The sequence below is a fragment of the Streptomyces sp. JH34 genome (genome assembly GCF_029428875.1).
Taxonomy (GTDB): domain Bacteria; phylum Actinomycetota; class Actinomycetes; order Streptomycetales; family Streptomycetaceae; genus Streptomyces.
This window is the reverse complement of the sequence record NZ_JAJSOO010000001.1, coordinates 4,658,697-4,674,137: the sequence shown is the minus strand read 5'-3', so window position 1 is coordinate 4,674,137 and position 15,441 is coordinate 4,658,697. Positions and strand designations below refer to the sequence as shown.

Below are 15,441 nucleotides of genomic sequence, written 5' to 3'. Positions count from 1 at the left end.
GGCGTTCGATCTGCTCGGCATACGCGCTGGTGCTGCGGGTGCCGGTGGTACGGAGAGGACATGGGCGGTGCCGTCCCCGTACGAGCGAAAAACCTCGTTCGATATGGGAGCGCTCCCATGCGCTGATGCCGGAAGGTTGCTGCCTCAAGGGGGTGGGTGTCAAGAGTTGAAGACGCTTCCGTTGCCCGAGCGTGTCCTGCAAGTCACGGGAACGTGTCCGACCGAGGGCTTGCCTTTGCTGTCGCGCCCTGCATGCCACGCGCGAACGTATCCGAATTACCGCAGGTCAAGCGGCTGTTGGGAGGGATTGAACCCGTGCGGAGCAGGAGAAGGCCGGTGTGTGGCGCGGATTTCCGCACGCCCGTCGGACCCGGTGCCGACGGCCCCGTCCGCACGGGAACGCCCGCCGGAAGATGAACGGGCCGGGGCGTCGCGGGGGTGCACAGGGGGGTCACGGGGCGTTTCCGTGTTCTTTCCCCGAACTCCACCCCCGGGCGCAGGGGTTCCGCTCCATGACCCACGAGGGCGGGGCGCTTCCGCCTCATCGCGTACGGGTGGGACAGGGCGGACACACCAAGGCCCCTCCGCGCGCCGGGCTGCGCGAAGGGGCGCGCGCCCCGGCCGGATGTGGGGGGTGTGGGGGGCCGGCCGGGGCGCGCGGAGGTGGTGGTCGAAAGGTGCGCCGGACTACCCGAAGGCGCCGAACGCCTTGGTGAAGGCCAGCGGTTCCTGGAGGATCGAGCTGCACGTCGCGTCCGCGGTCGGCTTCGTGCCGCCCGCGCACTGCGCGTCCCGCGTGCCCGACCACATCGCAAGCCTGCCGATGCCCTTCTCCTGTGCGAACTTCACCAGCTGCGTGGCGTCCTCGACGGTGAAGATCTCGGTGGCGACGTCGTTCACGCCGATCATCGGGGTCACCGCGACCGCCTTCCAGGCCGCCGCGTCCGAGAGCCCGAGCACACCCTTGATCTGGGCCTGCGTGGCGGTGGCGGCCTGGGCCGCGTAGTCGCCCATGTCCCCGCTGTACGACGCCCCGTAGTCCATCGCCATGATGTTGACCGCGCCGATCGTCACGCCGTTCTTCTTCGCGTCCGCGATCAGATCCACACCGGGCTGGGTCAGGCCCTCGGGCATCACCGGCAGCGTGAAGGACACGTCCAGTCCGGGGTGTGCCTTCTGGAGCTGCGTGATGGCCTGCGCGCGGCGGGAGTTGGCCGCGGCGTCGGGCAGCGCCCCGCCCTCGATGTCGAAGTCGACCTTGGTCAGCCCGTAGGTGTCGATCACCTTGCCGTACGCCGTGGCGAGCTCGGCGGCGGAGGAGCAGTGCAGCGCCAGTTCGGCACCCGCTGCCCCGCCGAAGGAGACCCGCACGTCACCGCCCTCGGCTCGCAGGGCGGCGATCTGGGCGGCCACCTTGTCGTCGCCGAGTCCCGTCACCCCGCCCCACAGCGGGGCACAGCCGCCACCCGAGGTGATGAACGCCAGGTTGAACTCCTTGACGCCCGTCTTCGAGACGGTGTCCAGCAGGTCGTAGGCGGGGTGGAGGGACGTGTCGACGTACGGGGCGAATCCGGCCCCTCCGGCCGTGCCGCCGGGCGACTCCGGCGGGTCGGACGGCTCGGGCGTCGGCTCCGTGGTGGCGGTCTCCGTGGGTGCCGGGGCCGGCCCGGACGTCGGGGTCACGGTCGGGCGCCCGCTCGGTTCGGGCGCGGTGCCGCCGTCCGCGGAACAGGCCGCGTCGTTGATGAGGCAGCCCCGCGGGTCGGCGGCGGTCCCGCTGGAGGCCGCGACGAAGCCGACGGTCACGGACGCGCCCGGGGCGATGTCCTTGTTCCAGTCCGCGGGCCTCACCGTCACGTGGTTGCCGCTGACGGTGTGCTCGCCGTTCCAGAGGGAGTCGATCTTCGTGCCGGCGGGCAGGTCGAATTCGAGCGTCCACCCGGACTGCACGGTCCCGGTGTCGTTCGAGACGACGTACTGCCCGGTGTAGCCGCCGGTCCAGCCGCTGGCCCTCGTGTACGTGGCGCCGACGGCCGCCGCCTGCGCCGTGCCGGTGAGGGCGAGGACCGTGCCGCCCACGACCGCCGCGGCGACGAGCGCGCCGACCGCCTTCGTGCGGGTACTCGCCGTGCGGCGGTGCGTGCTGGTGCCCATCGCGTGCCTGCCTTCGTGCTGCCGGGGGGTGATTGCGCCTGAACGCTAGCCGCCGCGAACCGGGCAAAAGGCACTCATGGGAAGCGGGCCGCTGTTCTTAGGGTTCGCTTAAGGAGGGCATCGGCACGGGTTAAGACCGGGCGGGAGAGGACGACACCCCGTCAGCTCTTCCCCCGCGGATCCGGGGTGCCACGGAGTTCGGCGTTCCGCCCTCTCACTCCCCGCGGCCCCCGCCTTCCGCCTCGCCGGCCGATGCGGTGCCCCCGGCGTGCCCGCTCGGCCGGGCCGCCGTCGAGCCCTATCCAGATGCGCACCTCCGTGCCGCCGAGCACCGACCGCCCGATCCGCAGGTCACCACCGGTGGACTCGGCGACCCGGCGGACGATGTCGAGCCCCAGGCCGGTCGATCCCACCCCGCCCCGCGCTCCGTCCCGTCCGCTGGCACCCCGGGCGAGGGCGGACTCCGGATCGGGTATGCCGGGGCCGGCGTCCGACACGAGCACGAGCACGGCGTCGCCGCTGTGGTGCACGTCGACGGCGAAAGCGGTGCCCTCGGGGGTGTGCCGGAACACGTTTCCGAGCAAGGCGTCCAGAGCCGCGGCCAGTTCGGGCCGCGCGACGGGTATCCGCACCGTGCGGTCCACGCCTGCCAGCCGTACCGTGCGCCCCTCGTCCTCGGCGAGCGCCGACCAGAAGCCCATGCGTTCCCGGATGACCTCGGACGCGTCGCACCCGGCACCTGCGCCCGGTTGCCCGCCCTGGGTCTGCGGACGCTGCTCACGCGCCGTACGGATGATCGTGTCGACCTCGTGCTCCAGCTGTTCGACGGCCGCCCTGGTCTGCTCCGCGGCCGGGCCCTCACCCAGGGAGGCGGCGTTGAGGCGGAGCACCGTCAGCGGGGTGCGGAGCCGGTGGGAGAGGTCGGCCGCCAGTTCACGTTCGTTGGCCAGGAGCTGGACGACCTGGTCGGCCATGGAGTTGAACGCGACCGCCGCGGAGCGGAGTTCGGTGGGCCCGTCCTCGGGGACCCTGGTCCCCAACCGCCCCTCCCCCAGGTCCTGGGCGGCGCCGGCCAGACGCTGGGCGGGCTCCACCATCCGTACGCCGAGCCGGTCGGCCACGGCCACCGAGCCGACGATCAGCGCGATGCCGACCCCGGCGAGCACCAGCCAGGCGGCGCCGACGCCGTTCGAGACGTCGTCCCCGGCCACGAAGACCTCCACGACGGCGATGCCTCCCGAGCCCAGGGCGGTGGGCTGGAGCAGCGCGGAGCCGCCGGGTACGTCCGCGATGGAGGCGCGCCCGGACGTGCCGACGGTCTCCAGGTCCTCGCGGGTGACGCGGCTGGTGCCGATCTCCAGCCGGGGACTGCCCGTCCCGGCGGGGACGTGGACCGCGAGGCGCCCCCGGCCGCCCGGCTCGGTGGACAGGACGGCGCGGGTCAGCTCCTCGCGGTCGGTGGTGATGGTGAGGGTGGGGCCGATGGTGGCGGCCTGCCGCTCGGCGTCGGAGAAGGCACGGTCGCGGGCCATCTCCTTGATCACGAGCCCGAGCGGCACCGCGAACGCGATGACCACCATGGCGGTGACGGCCAGGCAGACCTTGACCAGGGCCCATCTCATGCGCCGGGTCCTGCTGCGGCCGGTGGTTCGAGCTTGACGCCGACTCCGCGCAGCGTGTGCAGATAGCGCGGCCGGGCAGCCGTCTCGCCCAGCTTCCGGCGCAGCCAGGAGAGGTGGACGTCGATGGTCTGGTCGTCCCCGTACGACTGCTTCCAGACCTCGGCGAGAAGTTCGCGGCGGGGGACGACGACCCCGGGGCGGCCCGCGAGGAAGGCCAGCAGGTCGAACTCGCGGCGGGTCAGGTCCAGGGCCCTGCCGTCCAGTTCGGCCTGGCGGCGCAGCGGGTCGATGGAGAGCCCGCCGACCTGGAGGACGCGCGGGGGCGGTGCCTGCCCGCCGGCGCCGCGGGTGCGGCGCAGGACGGCCGCCATGCGGGCGGAGAGGTGCTCCACCGAGAACGGTTTGGTCAGGTAGTCGTCGGCACCGTCGTTGAGGAGCCTGACTATCTCGGCCTCGTCGTCCCGCGCGGTCGCGATGATCACGGGTACGTCGGTGATGGAGCGCAGCATCTTCAGTGCCTCGGCGCCGTCGAGGTCGGGAAGTCCGAGGTCGAGTACGACGACGTCGAAGCGGAAGTGCGCGACCTCGCGCAGCGCTTCGAGGGCGGTGCCGACGCTGCGCACCGTGTGCGAGGCCTCTGTCAGGTGCCGGATGAGGGCGGAACGTACGAACTGGTCGTCCTCGACCACGAGCACACTAGGCATGCGCCGCACCGTAGCCCATCCGGAGTAACGGGGTCCCCTCCAGGACGGGGCCCGTGCGGGTGGTGCAGGATGTGCCCGATGCGACGAGGACTCGTACACGCGATCGCGTGGTCGCTCGCCACGGGTGCGGCGGTCACCCTGTCGTGGTGGGGCGTGCACACGGTCATGTCCGGAACCGTGTACGACCCGCCCCGCGCCGTTCCGATCTCGGTGGGAGCCGGGGGCGGTCAGGTGTCGGAGGAGCCGGTGTCGTCCTCGACGCACCGCGCCCTGCCGTCGACCTCGCCGAGCCCGACGGCCTCCCGCGCCACGCCCACCCCTTCGGCCACACCCTCCCGCCGGCCGTCCTCCCGGCCGTCGGACCGGAGCCCGGGCCCCGCGAAGTCCTCGTCGCCCCCGGCGGACGCGGGCGATGTGAAGAGCTATCCGACGCGCGGCGGCAGGGTCGTCCTGGAGCTGGCGGACGACTCGGCGAAGCTGGTCTCGGCGACACCCGAGCCGGGGTGGTCGATGCAGGTGTGGACGAACCCGGAGTGGATCCGGGTGGACTTCAGCGACGGGGCGGGCGCGACGGTCTCCGTCTTCTGCACCTGGAACGGGCATCCGCCGACGGTCGAGGTCGTCGACCAGTGACCGTGCCGGCCGGCGGCTGTCACCCGCCGTCCTCCACGGTCACGCGGATCCGGTTCAGTCGAAGGCGTCCGGCGGCGGGGCCGGGGACGCCTTGGCCGCCGCGTCGGTGACGACGGCGGCACCACCCGTGAAGTCGGCCAGCACACGGCCCTGTTCGACGCGGCCGGGGTGCGGGTCGCTCGCGACCCGCCTGGTCAGTTCGGCGACCGCGATCGGCAGGTCCGAGGCGACCAGGACCGCGTTGCCGAAGCGCCGGCCGCGCCAGACGGCCGGATCGGCGGCCAGGGCCAGCTCGGGGAAGAGGGAGGCGGCGGTGGCGACCTGTCCGCGCAGGTGGGAGAGCGGCGGGCCGTCGGCGAGGTTGGCGGCGTACTGGCCGCCTGGCTTCAGCACCCGGCGTACCTCGGCGAGGAATTCGACGGAGGTGAGGTGCGCGGGGGTGCGGGCGCCGCCGAACACGTCGGCGATGACGAGGTCAGCCCAGCCGTCCTGGATCCTGCCGAGCCCTGCGCGTGCGTCCGCCGAGCGGACCCGTATCCGGGCCTGCGGGTCCAGGGGCAGCTCCCGGCGCACCAGTTGGACGAGGGGCGCGTCGATCTCCACGACCTGCTGGGTCGAGCGGGGGCGGCTCGCGGCGACGTACCGGGCGAGCGTGAAGGCTCCGCCGCCGAGGTGGACCGCCTGGACGGGACGGCCGGGCGGCGCGGCGAGATCGATGACGTGGCCGAGTCTGCGCTGGTACTCGAACGAGAGGTGGGAAGGGTCGTCCAGGTCCACGTGGGACTGCGGGGCGCCGTCCAGCAGCAGGGTCCAGGCGCGCGGGCGTTCACGGTCGGGCACCAGCTCCGCGACGCCGCCGTCCACCGTCGCCGTGACGGGCTCCGGACGGCGCTCGGACCGCTTGCGGTCACCCGCGCCCCTGGCGGGTCCTCGACGTGCCACGCGCGTTCTTCCTCGCTCACCTCTCGGGCCGGCCGCCTGGGACGTCCGGCTGCGGCGGGAACTCCGCCCACCTGGCCATTATGGGCCTCAGCGGCAGTTGTCGGCCGCCTCGATGAGCCGGGCCGCCTGGTCGAGGGCGGCCCGGAGTACGGCCGGGTCGGTGACGGGGGTCTCCGCGGCGGGCGGCAGGAGCCAGCCCCCTCCGACGGCGGGCGGCTCGGCCGGGATGCGCAGTCCGCGGCCGTCCGTCCGCGTGCAGGCGCTCCCGGGGACGTCCCACGCCTCCGCCGTGCCGGGCGGGACGAGGAAGCCGAGTACGGCGCAGGCCCCGTCGTGCAGGACCGGTCCGACGGGCTCGTTCTCCGCTCCCCTGCGCAGGATGTCCACGGCTTCCAGACCCTGACGCGCGGGGACGGTCACCAGATCGCACGGCGTGGTTTCCGGGCCCATGTGAGGCAAGGGAACCCCTCCTCTCGTCTCGCCGAGTCGGGGCCACGCCCCGTCTCCGCATGGACCAACGCGCCGACGGCGTCAAGGGCTACGGCGGCACGCCGCCGCAAAGGGTGGCAGTTCATGGCAGATCAAGGGTGAGATGTCCGCTTTGTTGCTAAACGCTGCGCGTGCGCGTCGTCACAGCCGGTACGTTCTTGCTCCGCCGGGACACCGGAAGCAGGAGCCCGGCCGCACCAGAGAGGGCCCCGCCATGGTGTCGACACGGGCAGTTCCCAACCTCGTCTTCCGTCGGCTGCGCGGTCAGCGCTCCGCCGGGGAGTTCGCGGCCGCGGTCCGCCGGGCCGCCCGCGAGATCGGTGAACAGGTCGCGTGCGACGCCCGGTACATCGGACGCGTGGAGTCCGGCGAGATCCGTTGTCCCAACTACGCGTACGAACGGGTGTTCCTGCACATGTTCCCCGGGGCGAGCCTCGCGGACCTGGGCTTCTCGGACCGCGGGAGCGTGCGCGGCCGGGGGGCCCGCACGGCATCCGCGCCTCCGTCCACCACACCTCCCACGCTCGACAGCGACATCCACGAGGAGAGCGACGTGCTGCGTCGCGTGTTCATGACCGGCGGTACCGCCACGGTGGCCGCGTCCCTGGGGCTGGGCGGCCGTTCCGCCGCCGCCGACCCCCTCGCCGTCCCCGCCCAGCGCCGGGTCGGCGAGGCCGAGGTCAGCGCTGTGGAGAAGGCGGTGCGCCGGATCCGCCTGCTGGACGACCGCCACGGCGGGGACGGCCTCTACCGGCAGGCCTCCCAGCCCCTGCGGGCCGCCTACGCCCTCCTCGACTCGGGGGCCGTCACGCGGGGCAGCACGGCTGACCGTCTGCACGCGGGCGCCGGTGAGCTGGCGATCTCCGTGGGATGGCTGGCCCACGACTCGGGCCGCTTCGACGACGCGCGTTCCCACTACGCGGAGGCGCTGGCGACGGCGCGGCTGGCCGGGGACGCGGCGCTGGAGGCGCACGCGTTCTGCAACGCGTCGTTCCTGGCCCGCGACACGGGGCGGGCCCGCGAGGCGGTCCGCGCCGCGGAGGCCGGCCGGAGGGCGGCCCGCCCGCTGGGCTCACCGCGGCTGCTGGCCCTGCTGGCACTGCGGGAGGCGGGGGCCAGGGCGTGGCTCGGGGACCGTACGGGGTGTGAACAGGCGATCGGGCGTGCGCGTGCCGCCTTCGACCGCGGTGCGTGCGACTCCGACCCGGAGTGGATGTCCTTCTTCCGGGAGGCCGAACTGGAACTGCTGGAGGCCCAGTGCTGGTCGGCTCTGGGTGACTGGGCGCGGGCGGCACGGCACGCACGGCGGGCGACCCGGCTGCAGGACCCGCACTTCACCCGGAACCTCGCGCTGTACCGCGCGCAGCTCGCAGGCGACCTGGCGCGCGCCGGCACGGCAGACGAGGCCGCGGCGGCGGGGCACCAGGTGCTGGACCTGCTGGACCGGGTCCAGTCCTCCCGGATCCGCGGCATGCTGTCGAGCGCCGTACGGGTGCTGAGGCCGAGGGGCGGGCCGGAGGTGACGGCCCTTCTGGCCCGCTACGAGGAACTGCCGCCCGGCGCCTGAGGTCCGCCCCGCCCGGGGCCGTCCACCTCCGGTTCAGCGGTCCAGGTGGCCGGTGTCGTTCCAGCGTTCCAGCGCGGGGAGGCCGTACGCCCAGCCCAGCACCGAGAGGGACGTGGGCTCCAGGCGGATCCGCGCGGCGAACGACACGTCCTCCCCCAGCCAACGCGCCCCCAGCACGCGCAGGATGTGCCCGTGGGCGAAGACCAGCACGTCACGGTCGGCGGATCGCGCCCACTCGACGACCTCGTCGGCGCGGGCGGATACCTCGGCGAGCGTCTCGCCCCCGGGGACGCCGTCGCGCCAGATGAGCCAGTCCGGCCGGTCCGCCTTGATCTGCGCGGGGGTCAGCCCCTCGTAGTCCCCGTAGTCGAACTCCATCAGCGCGTCCCACGGCTGTGCCCGCTCGCCGAAACCGGCGATCGCACAGGTCTCCGACGCGCGGACCAGTGGACTCGTCCGCACCTCGACGCCGGGCAGGCCGCCCCAGGGCTCCCGGTGCAGCCGCTCGCCGAGCAGTTCGGCGCCCTTACGGCCTGCGTCGAGGAGGGGAATGTCGGTCCTGCCGGTGTGATTGCCCTGGACGGACCACTGGGTCTGTCCGTGCCGGGCCAGCAGGATGCGCGGTGCCATGACGGCTCTCCCTGAAATTACGAAGATCCGAAGATGCGAGGACCCTAGGATCTGGTGGGTCCGGGACAGCGGCGTCCGGGACGGCGAAGGGGCGCGAACGCGGGCGTCCGGCGGAGGACCGGAGCGGGCCCGGGCCCCGCCCCATCATCCCGCACCCGTCCCAGGAGCAACCCACGGGGCGTCGGCGGCGTCCCTCCGTGCGCATGACCGGGGCCTCGGCGGGGGAATGCCCCGGCGGAAATCGAGGCATACGACCACCGTACGGTTGAACGCCCGCCGTCGACCGAATGAACCATGGGGAGAGCTGCCGGATGCCGCACGCCACCGCCGCGACACCGTCCTCCGGTCACCGGCCCCGCTGGTGGACGGAGCTTCCGCTGATCGCGGTGGTGTACGGCCTGTACTCCCTGGGCCGGCTGCTGGTCCACGAGAACATACCGGCGGCCGTCGACAACGGCCTCGCGATACTCCGCCTGGAGAAGGCGCTGCGTCTCAACGCCGAGCACCCTCTCAACCGGCTGCTGACCGCCCACCCCTCGCTCGGCATACCCGCCGACTTCGCGTACGCCTCCCTGCACTACCTGGTCACCCCGGCCGTGCTGGTCTGGATCTTCCGGCGCCGCGGCGCCGCCTACCGGGCGGCCCGCACCTGGCTGATGACCTCCACGCTCCTCGGGCTGGTCGGCTTCACGCTGATGCCCACCTGTCCGCCGCGGCTCCTCGACGCCCACCACGGCTTCGTCGACACGATGGCCCAGTACAGCTCCTACGGCTGGTGGGGCGCGGGAGCCAGTGCCCCGCGCGGGCTCAGCGGGATGACCAACCAGTACGCGGCGATGCCGAGCCTGCACGTCGGCTGGGCGGTGTGGTGCGGCGTCCTGCTGTGGCGCCACGGCCGTCACCCGCTCGTGCGCGCGGCGGGCGCCGCCTATCCGCTGCTCACCGTCCTCGTCGTGATGGGGACCGCGAACCACTACTTCCTCGACGCCGTGGCCGGAGCCGCCGTGATGGGCGTGGGCGCCCTGCTGACCAGGCCGTTCATGCGGCTCGCGGACCGCGTCAAGGACCGGGTGCGGGTGGTGTCCGCACGGGTTCCCGCATCCCTCACCCCCGCGAGCATCCCCGCGAGGTCCACGATTGTCAGTGACGGATGCAAGACTTCCGCGGGTGAGCGAATACCCGGCCAGCGGACCGCCTCCGCAGATTCCAGCGACGCGCGCACCCTCTCCGCAGCCGAGGCCGACGACGACGCTCCGGCAGCGGCTCGCTGAGCTGCGCGGCCCGTCCGTCGCGCCGCATCCGCTCGACGCCCGCGCGCTGGCCGCGCTGGCCGCCAACCCGGGATGCAGACGGCGCGCCCTGCTCGACGGCGCGGGTGTCGACAAGGCCGGGCTGGCCACCGCGCTCGGCTCCCCCGCCGCGTTCGGCCAGTCCCAGTTCGCGTTCGTGCGGGGAAACGCCTTCGAGGCGAAGGTCAAGGCCGACGGCGGCACGGAGCTGCTGCGCCTCCTCGTCGAGCGGCTCGGCGGCGGCGCCGAGGCCCCGGCCGAGGCGAAGGTGCCCGATCTGACGGCCGCCGGCCCCGAGGGCCGCGCCGCGCGCACGGCGCTGGCGCTGCGCGAAGCCACGGCGGCGGGCGACTGGGCCCTGCTCGACCATCCGATGCTGGCGCTCGAGGTCGCGGGCTCGCCCGCCTACCTGGAGCCGGACGCCGTGGTGGTGCACCCCGACGGCACCTGGACGGTCGTCGAGATCAAGTCCTTCCCCATGATCGACGGTTCCGCGGACGCGGCGAAGGTCGGTGCGGCGGCCCGTCAGTCCGCCGTCTACGTCCTGGCGCTGGAGCGGATCGCGGCAGTGACCGAGGGCGCCGAGGTCTGCCATCAGGTCCTGCTCGTCTGCCCGAAGGACTTCTCCAACCTGCCCACGGCCTCCGTCGTGGACGTGCGCAAGCAGCGTGCCGTGACCGACCGTCAGCTGACCAGGCTGACCCGTGTCGAGGACATCGCGGCCGCCCTGCCCGAAGGCACGACCTTCGACCCGGACCGCTCCCCCGAGGAGCTCGGCACCGCCGTCGAGACGGTCCCCGCCGCGTACGCCCCCGAGTGCCTGGCCGCGTGCGAGCTGGCCTTCCACTGCCGGGCGAAGGCCCGCGCGGAGGGCGCGGTGGAGTCCCTGGGCCGCAGTGTGCGCGGCGAGCTCGGCGGCCTGACGACGGTCGCCGGGGTCCTGGCCGCGGCGGCCGGCAAGGAGGGCGACCCCGCCGACCCGACGGTGGCCGCGCTCCGCAGGGCCGCCGCCCTGCGCGCCGAGGCCCTGGCCGGAGTGAGCGGCGGTGTCGCATGTCGCTGATCAGCACCCTCGCCCGTCTTGAGGCGGTCGACAGCGGGCGTGCCCAGCCGCTGGCCACCGTGCGCCACCGGCATCTGACCGATCAGCCGCTCGTGCTCGTGCCGCTGACGACCGCCGGTGAGGCGGGGGCCCCGCTCGGCGCGCTCGTGGGCACGGACCGTGCGGCGCCCCGGCTGCTGGCTGTGCCGCAGCCCCGCGACCGCGATCTCCGGTTCGCCTTCCTCGCCGAGCTGGCCGAGGCGGTGCTGCCGCACATCGAGTCGTACGCCGACGCCGTCGAGCCGGCCGAGCGCAACGAGGTCGATCCCGGGACCGGCAAGAAGGTCAAGGTCGAGGTGGAGCTGTGCGCGGACGCCGCCCAGCTGATCGTGCCCAGCAGGGCGGGCGTCGACTTCGTCCGCCTGCTCGGTCGGTCCATGCGGTTCCGGCGGACCGCCGAGGACGATCCGGACACCCCTTTCCCGGCTCCCGCCCGCGTTCCGCTCCTCGGGCGCTGGCTGACGCACTACGGCGAGCGGTCCAGGGTGCCGGGTTCCTCACTGCTGCTCGCCGCGACGGACCTGCTGAACCGCCACTGGGCGACCGGGCAGAGCAGCCTGGAGGACCAGCACCTCGGCGCGCTCCTCGCCTGGGTCGACCCGCCGGTGGGCGGGTCGGGCGCGGAGGCCGCCCTCCGCGCGGAGCTGGAGCGAGACCGGGACGGTCAGCTCCTCTGCCCGCCGGCCGGGCCCGCGACGGATCCGGCGTTCGACAACAGGCTGCTGGCGCCCGCGATCGAGAAGTACGACCGGGCGCGCTCGGCGCTGGCCGCCGCGGAGGACGGCCTCGACGCGGACACCCGGCTCGGCGAGCTGAGCGCCGCCGAGCGGGAGATCAGGTCACTGCTGGCGGGGGTGCTGCTGCCCACCTGGGACGCGGTGTGGCGGGGACTCGACCTGCTGCGGGAGCTGCCGGAGGGGGCCAGGGCGCAGGACCGCTGGACCAGGGACCGCTGGTCGTTCACCGGGCACCGGGACCGGGTGCTGGCGGGCGAGCCGCCGCAGCCGCGCCGGGACGACGCGGTGACGGCGGCGCAGAAGCTCGCCTCGCGGGAGACGGCCCAGGCGCAGCTGGACGCCCAGGAGGCCCTCGACGATCCGCTGGTGCTGGCGGGGCGGAGGCTGGCGGGCGAGGCGTTCGTCGGGGTGGTGACGGAGGTGGAGATGGCGTACAGCGAGTCGAAGCGGCCCTCGCCCCGCCCCCTAATCACGGTGCGGACGGAGGAGCGCCCGCATCTCGGTGAGCGGACCAAGGTGTACCGCTCCCTGGACGGCGATCCGGGCAGGGCGCAGACGGCGGAGTTCGTGACGTACGCGTCCGGTGCCACCGGGGAGCCCGAAGACGGGGACGGGGAGGGGACGGCTGTTCTCGTGCTGCGGATCATGGACCGGATGGGCCGGGGCAAGGAGCCCGCGCCCGGTTCGGTGCCCGGGCCCGGCGACCGGATCGCCTGGACCCTGTTCGAGCACGACCAGCGGGGCGGCCCGAAGCTGCCCGACCCGGAGGACACTCCGTGGACCCATGGCGGCCCGCCGGGCGCCGCCGGCACCGGGCCTGCCGAGCGGCCCGATCCCGTGACCGCGGAGGACCTCCTGTGACATCCGTTCTCGACCCGGGTGCCGCGGCCGCGCGGGCGACCGACGCGATCCTCGGCGACACCCTGCGCGGCACGGCGCGCGGCGTCGTGGTGGACTCGCCGCCGGGCGCGGGCAAGTCGACGCTGGTGGTGCGGGCCGCGCTGGAGCTGGCCTCGGCGGGCCGCCCCCTGATGGTGGTCGCGCAGACCAACGCCCAGGTGGACGACCTGGTGGTGCGGCTGGCCGAGAAGGCACCGAGCCTGCCGGTGGGCCGGCTGCACAGCAGCGACTCCGATCCGTACGACAAGGTCCTGGACGGCCTGGACAACGTGCGCACGTCCGCGAAGGCGGCGGATCTGGCGGGCCTGGACGTCGTGATCTCCACGGCCGCCAAGTGGGCGCACGTGAAGAACGTGGAGCCGTGGGGCCACGCCATCGTCGACGAGGCGTACCAGATGCGGTCGGACGCCCTGCTGGCCGTGGCCGGGCTGTTCGAGCGGGCGCTGTTCGTGGGGGACCCGGGCCAGCTGGACCCGTTCTCGATCGTGGGCGCCGACCAGTGGGCCGGCCTCACGTACGACCCGTCGGCGAGCGCCGTCTCGACCCTGCTGGCGCACAATCCGGAGCTGCCGCAGCACCGGCTGCCGGTGTCGTGGCGGCTGCCCGCGTCCGCCGCGCCGCTGGTCTCGGACGCGTTCTACCCGTACACCCCCTTCCGCAGCGGCACGGACCACGGCGACCGGCGGCTGTCGTTCGGCGTCCCCTCGGACGGCTCGGGTCCGGACCGGGTGCTGGACGAGGCGGCGGAGTCCGGCTGGGGGCTGCTGGAGCTCCCCGCCCGCCACACCCCCCGCACGGACCCCGAGGCGGTCCGGGCCGTGGCCCTGGTGGTCCGCAGGCTGCTGGACCGGGGTGGTGCGGCGACGAGCGAGCGCGGCCCCGACCCGGTTCCGGTGACGGCGGAGCGTGTCGCGGTCGGCACGGCCCACCGCGACCAGGCGGCCGCGGTGCGGGCGGCGCTCGCCGAGCTGGGTGTGACGGGCGTGGCGGTGGACACGGCGAACCGGCTCCAGGGCCGCGAGTTCGATGTCACGGTGGTCCTGCACCCCCTGTCGGGCCGTCCGGACGCCACGGCGTTCCACCTGGAGACGGGCCGCCTGTGCGTACTGGCCTCGCGGCACCGGCACGCCTGCGTCGTCGTGTGCCGGGCCGGGGTGGCCGACCTGCTGGACGAGCACCCGTCGACGGAGCCGGTGCAGCTCGGCGTGACGGTGAAGTTCCCCGACGGCTGGGAGGCGAATCACGCGGTCATGTCCCATCTCGCCGAGCATCGCGTGCATTGGTCGCCCTGATCCTGGGCAGCGCTCTTGCGCCGGGCTGGACAATGGAAGGTGGCCGTCCGGCCGTACGAGAAGGGAAGACCACATGGCACAACCCGAGCGGAACGAGCGGCAGAGGCTACGTCCGGCGCCGCTGCTCTTCGAGCCGTCGGAGGCGGCAGCCGACCCGGAGCACTTCTTCGACCTGGAGTCGATGGAGGATCCGAAGGAACTGCTGGCCCGTGCGACGGAGCTGACGCTCGCCTTCCGGGCGGCGACCGACCGGGCCGTGGAGTTCCAGGCGGTGGCCGCCGCCCAGCTTGCCGATCCGCGCCGGTTCGACCGGCTGACGGCCGCGGAGATAGCCGGGCGCGCGGAGTGGACCGAGGACTACGCCAAGAAGATGATCGAGTTCGGCCGGTCCCTGCTCGACGACCCCGCGCGCTGACCCGGGCACCGCGCGGGCCGGGTACCGCGGCCCGGGTACCGCACGACCGTCCGTCACCGTGGGTACACCCCTGGCATATTCAGCGGGGCAAGATACTCCGTCACTCCGCGCCCTGTCCCGCTTTCGGCGACTCTGCGGGACAGGAGCGTCACAGCCGGTAGACATGACGCCATGAGCGCCTGGCTGAACGACGAAACGACCCTGCGGACCGGCACCGCCGCCGCCCCGCACCGCGGTGTCGACATCTTCGCCCTGCTGCGGGACCGTACCGACCACCGCGCCGACGACCGGGCCGCCCAGGTCACCGCGTCGGGAGCCGCGTGGCTGGCGGGCGCCTCCTCCCACCCCCGCAGCACGCTCTCGCAGTGGGAGACCCGCCCCTCCGCACCCGGGGTGCTGCCGTGCGGCTCCGTCTTCGACGTGGTGAACGTGCCGGCGCTGTTCGGCAGGCGCATGCTGGAGCGGCTGTGGGCGGAGGGCCCCGGGTCGGGCCCCGTCGCCACGCATCGGGGCCGGATGCTGCTGTTCGCGGCTCCGGGGACGGCCCAGCGCCTCCCGTCCCTCCTGGCGTGGGAGGAGTGGGGCACCGGTTCCGCCGACGGGTTCCGCGCGCACCAGGGCGCCCTGGTGCCGGTGCTCTGTCACGGCACGGGTGACGCGGTCACCGTCCCGCCCCTGACCGGCGGCGCGGACGCCGGCGGACCCCGCTGGGTGGTTGCCCCCGACACGCGTAGCCCCTGGCTGCCGGGGCCGGACGTGCTGTTGTGGGCCTGCGTGCGGGTGGGCCGGTCGGCGGCCCCGTCGACCACCGGGAATTCGATTTTTCCTCCCGCCGATCCGGGTGCTAATGTCTACGACGTCAGCAGGCGCCGTTAGCTCAGTTGGTTAGAGCAGCTGACTCTTAATCAGCGGGTCCGGGGTTCGAGTCCCTGACGGCGCACCGACGGAAGAAGCCCCCTCGCGGA

The 15,441-nt window shown here is 73.8% G+C and carries 14 protein-coding genes and 1 tRNA gene; 9 read left to right on the top strand and 6 right to left on the bottom strand.

Going from position 1 to position 15,441, the window contains the following annotated elements:
- Positions 1 to 687: 687 nt before the first annotated feature.
- The 3 genes from LWJ43_RS20905 to LWJ43_RS20895 all read right to left on the bottom strand — a co-directional run bounded on the left by LWJ43_RS20905 (position 688) and on the right by LWJ43_RS20895 (position 4,480).
- Positions 688 to 2,154, bottom strand: a complete 1,467-nt coding sequence (locus tag LWJ43_RS20905; protein ID WP_277333747.1) for a glycoside hydrolase family 18 protein — start codon at positions 2,152 to 2,154, stop codon at positions 688 to 690.
- A 161-nt stretch (positions 2,155 to 2,315) separates the two neighbouring features.
- Positions 2,316 to 3,776 carry a sensor histidine kinase gene (locus tag LWJ43_RS20900; protein WP_277333746.1) on the bottom strand — a complete coding sequence of 487 codons (1,461 nt, stop codon included), beginning with the start codon at positions 3,774 to 3,776 and terminating at the stop codon, positions 2,316 to 2,318.
- Positions 3,773 to 4,480, bottom strand: coding sequence for a response regulator transcription factor (locus LWJ43_RS20895; protein ID WP_277333745.1), 708 nt, complete (start codon positions 4,478 to 4,480; stop codon positions 3,773 to 3,775). The genes LWJ43_RS20900 and LWJ43_RS20895 overlap by 4 nt, the downstream gene beginning before the upstream one ends.
- Before the next feature lie 78 nt (positions 4,481 to 4,558).
- Between LWJ43_RS20895 and LWJ43_RS20890 the strand changes: the two genes are divergently transcribed.
- Positions 4,559 to 5,113, top strand: a complete 555-nt coding sequence (locus tag LWJ43_RS20890; protein ID WP_277333744.1) for a hypothetical protein — start codon at positions 4,559 to 4,561, stop codon at positions 5,111 to 5,113.
- Between the two features lie 54 nt (positions 5,114 to 5,167).
- On the opposite strand, the gene LWJ43_RS20885 is transcribed toward LWJ43_RS20890, so the two are convergent.
- Entirely contained in the window at positions 5,168 to 6,055 is an 888-nt protein-coding gene (locus LWJ43_RS20885) for a spermidine synthase (protein WP_277333743.1), read from the bottom strand.
- Positions 6,056 to 6,142: 87 nt separating this feature from the next.
- On the bottom strand, positions 6,143 to 6,505 hold the full coding sequence (locus LWJ43_RS20880; RefSeq protein WP_277333742.1) for a hypothetical protein: 363 nt from the start codon (positions 6,503 to 6,505) through the stop codon (positions 6,143 to 6,145).
- Positions 6,506 to 6,758: 253 nt separating this feature from the next.
- Between LWJ43_RS20880 and LWJ43_RS20875 the strand changes: the two genes are divergently transcribed.
- Positions 6,759 to 8,111: a tetratricopeptide repeat protein gene (locus LWJ43_RS20875; protein ID WP_277333741.1), complete on the top strand. Its 1,353-nt coding sequence runs from the start codon at positions 6,759 to 6,761 to the stop codon at positions 8,109 to 8,111.
- A 33-nt stretch (positions 8,112 to 8,144) separates the two neighbouring features.
- On the opposite strand, the gene LWJ43_RS20870 is transcribed toward LWJ43_RS20875, so the two are convergent.
- Positions 8,145 to 8,741, bottom strand: coding sequence for a histidine phosphatase family protein (locus tag LWJ43_RS20870; RefSeq protein WP_277333740.1), 597 nt, complete (start codon positions 8,739 to 8,741; stop codon positions 8,145 to 8,147).
- Positions 8,742 to 9,052: 311 nt separating this feature from the next.
- Here LWJ43_RS20870 and LWJ43_RS20865 point away from each other — a divergent pair, with 311 nt between their 5' ends.
- The 7 genes from LWJ43_RS20865 (at position 9,053) to LWJ43_RS20835 (ending at position 15,416) form a co-directional block, all read left to right on the top strand.
- A complete protein-coding gene (locus LWJ43_RS20865) occupies positions 9,053 to 10,012 on the top strand; it encodes a phosphatase PAP2 family protein (RefSeq protein WP_277333739.1) in 960 nt (319 codons plus the stop codon).
- A complete protein-coding gene (locus LWJ43_RS20860; protein WP_277333738.1) occupies positions 9,909 to 11,093 on the top strand; it encodes a hypothetical protein in 1,185 nt (394 codons plus the stop codon). Before LWJ43_RS20865 ends, LWJ43_RS20860 begins: the two co-directional genes overlap by 104 nt.
- Positions 11,084 to 12,730 carry a hypothetical protein gene (locus LWJ43_RS20855; protein WP_277333737.1) on the top strand — a complete coding sequence of 549 codons (1,647 nt, stop codon included), beginning with the start codon at positions 11,084 to 11,086 and terminating at the stop codon, positions 12,728 to 12,730. Before LWJ43_RS20860 ends, LWJ43_RS20855 begins: the two co-directional genes overlap by 10 nt.
- On the top strand, positions 12,727 to 14,061 hold the full coding sequence (locus LWJ43_RS20850) for an AAA domain-containing protein (protein ID WP_277333736.1): 1,335 nt from the start codon (positions 12,727 to 12,729) through the stop codon (positions 14,059 to 14,061). Before LWJ43_RS20855 ends, LWJ43_RS20850 begins: the two co-directional genes overlap by 4 nt.
- 73 nt (positions 14,062 to 14,134) lie before the next feature.
- The gene (locus LWJ43_RS20845; protein WP_277333735.1) at positions 14,135 to 14,476 is read left to right on the top strand and encodes a hypothetical protein; all 342 of its coding nucleotides are present in this window, start codon (positions 14,135 to 14,137) and stop codon (positions 14,474 to 14,476) included.
- Positions 14,477 to 14,647: 171 nt separating this feature from the next.
- Positions 14,648 to 15,352, top strand: a complete 705-nt coding sequence (locus tag LWJ43_RS20840; RefSeq protein WP_277333734.1) for a hypothetical protein — start codon at positions 14,648 to 14,650, stop codon at positions 15,350 to 15,352.
- Positions 15,343 to 15,416 (top strand) — tRNA-Lys (locus tag LWJ43_RS20835). The genes LWJ43_RS20840 and LWJ43_RS20835 overlap by 10 nt, the downstream gene beginning before the upstream one ends.
- Positions 15,417 to 15,441 lie beyond the last annotated feature (25 nt).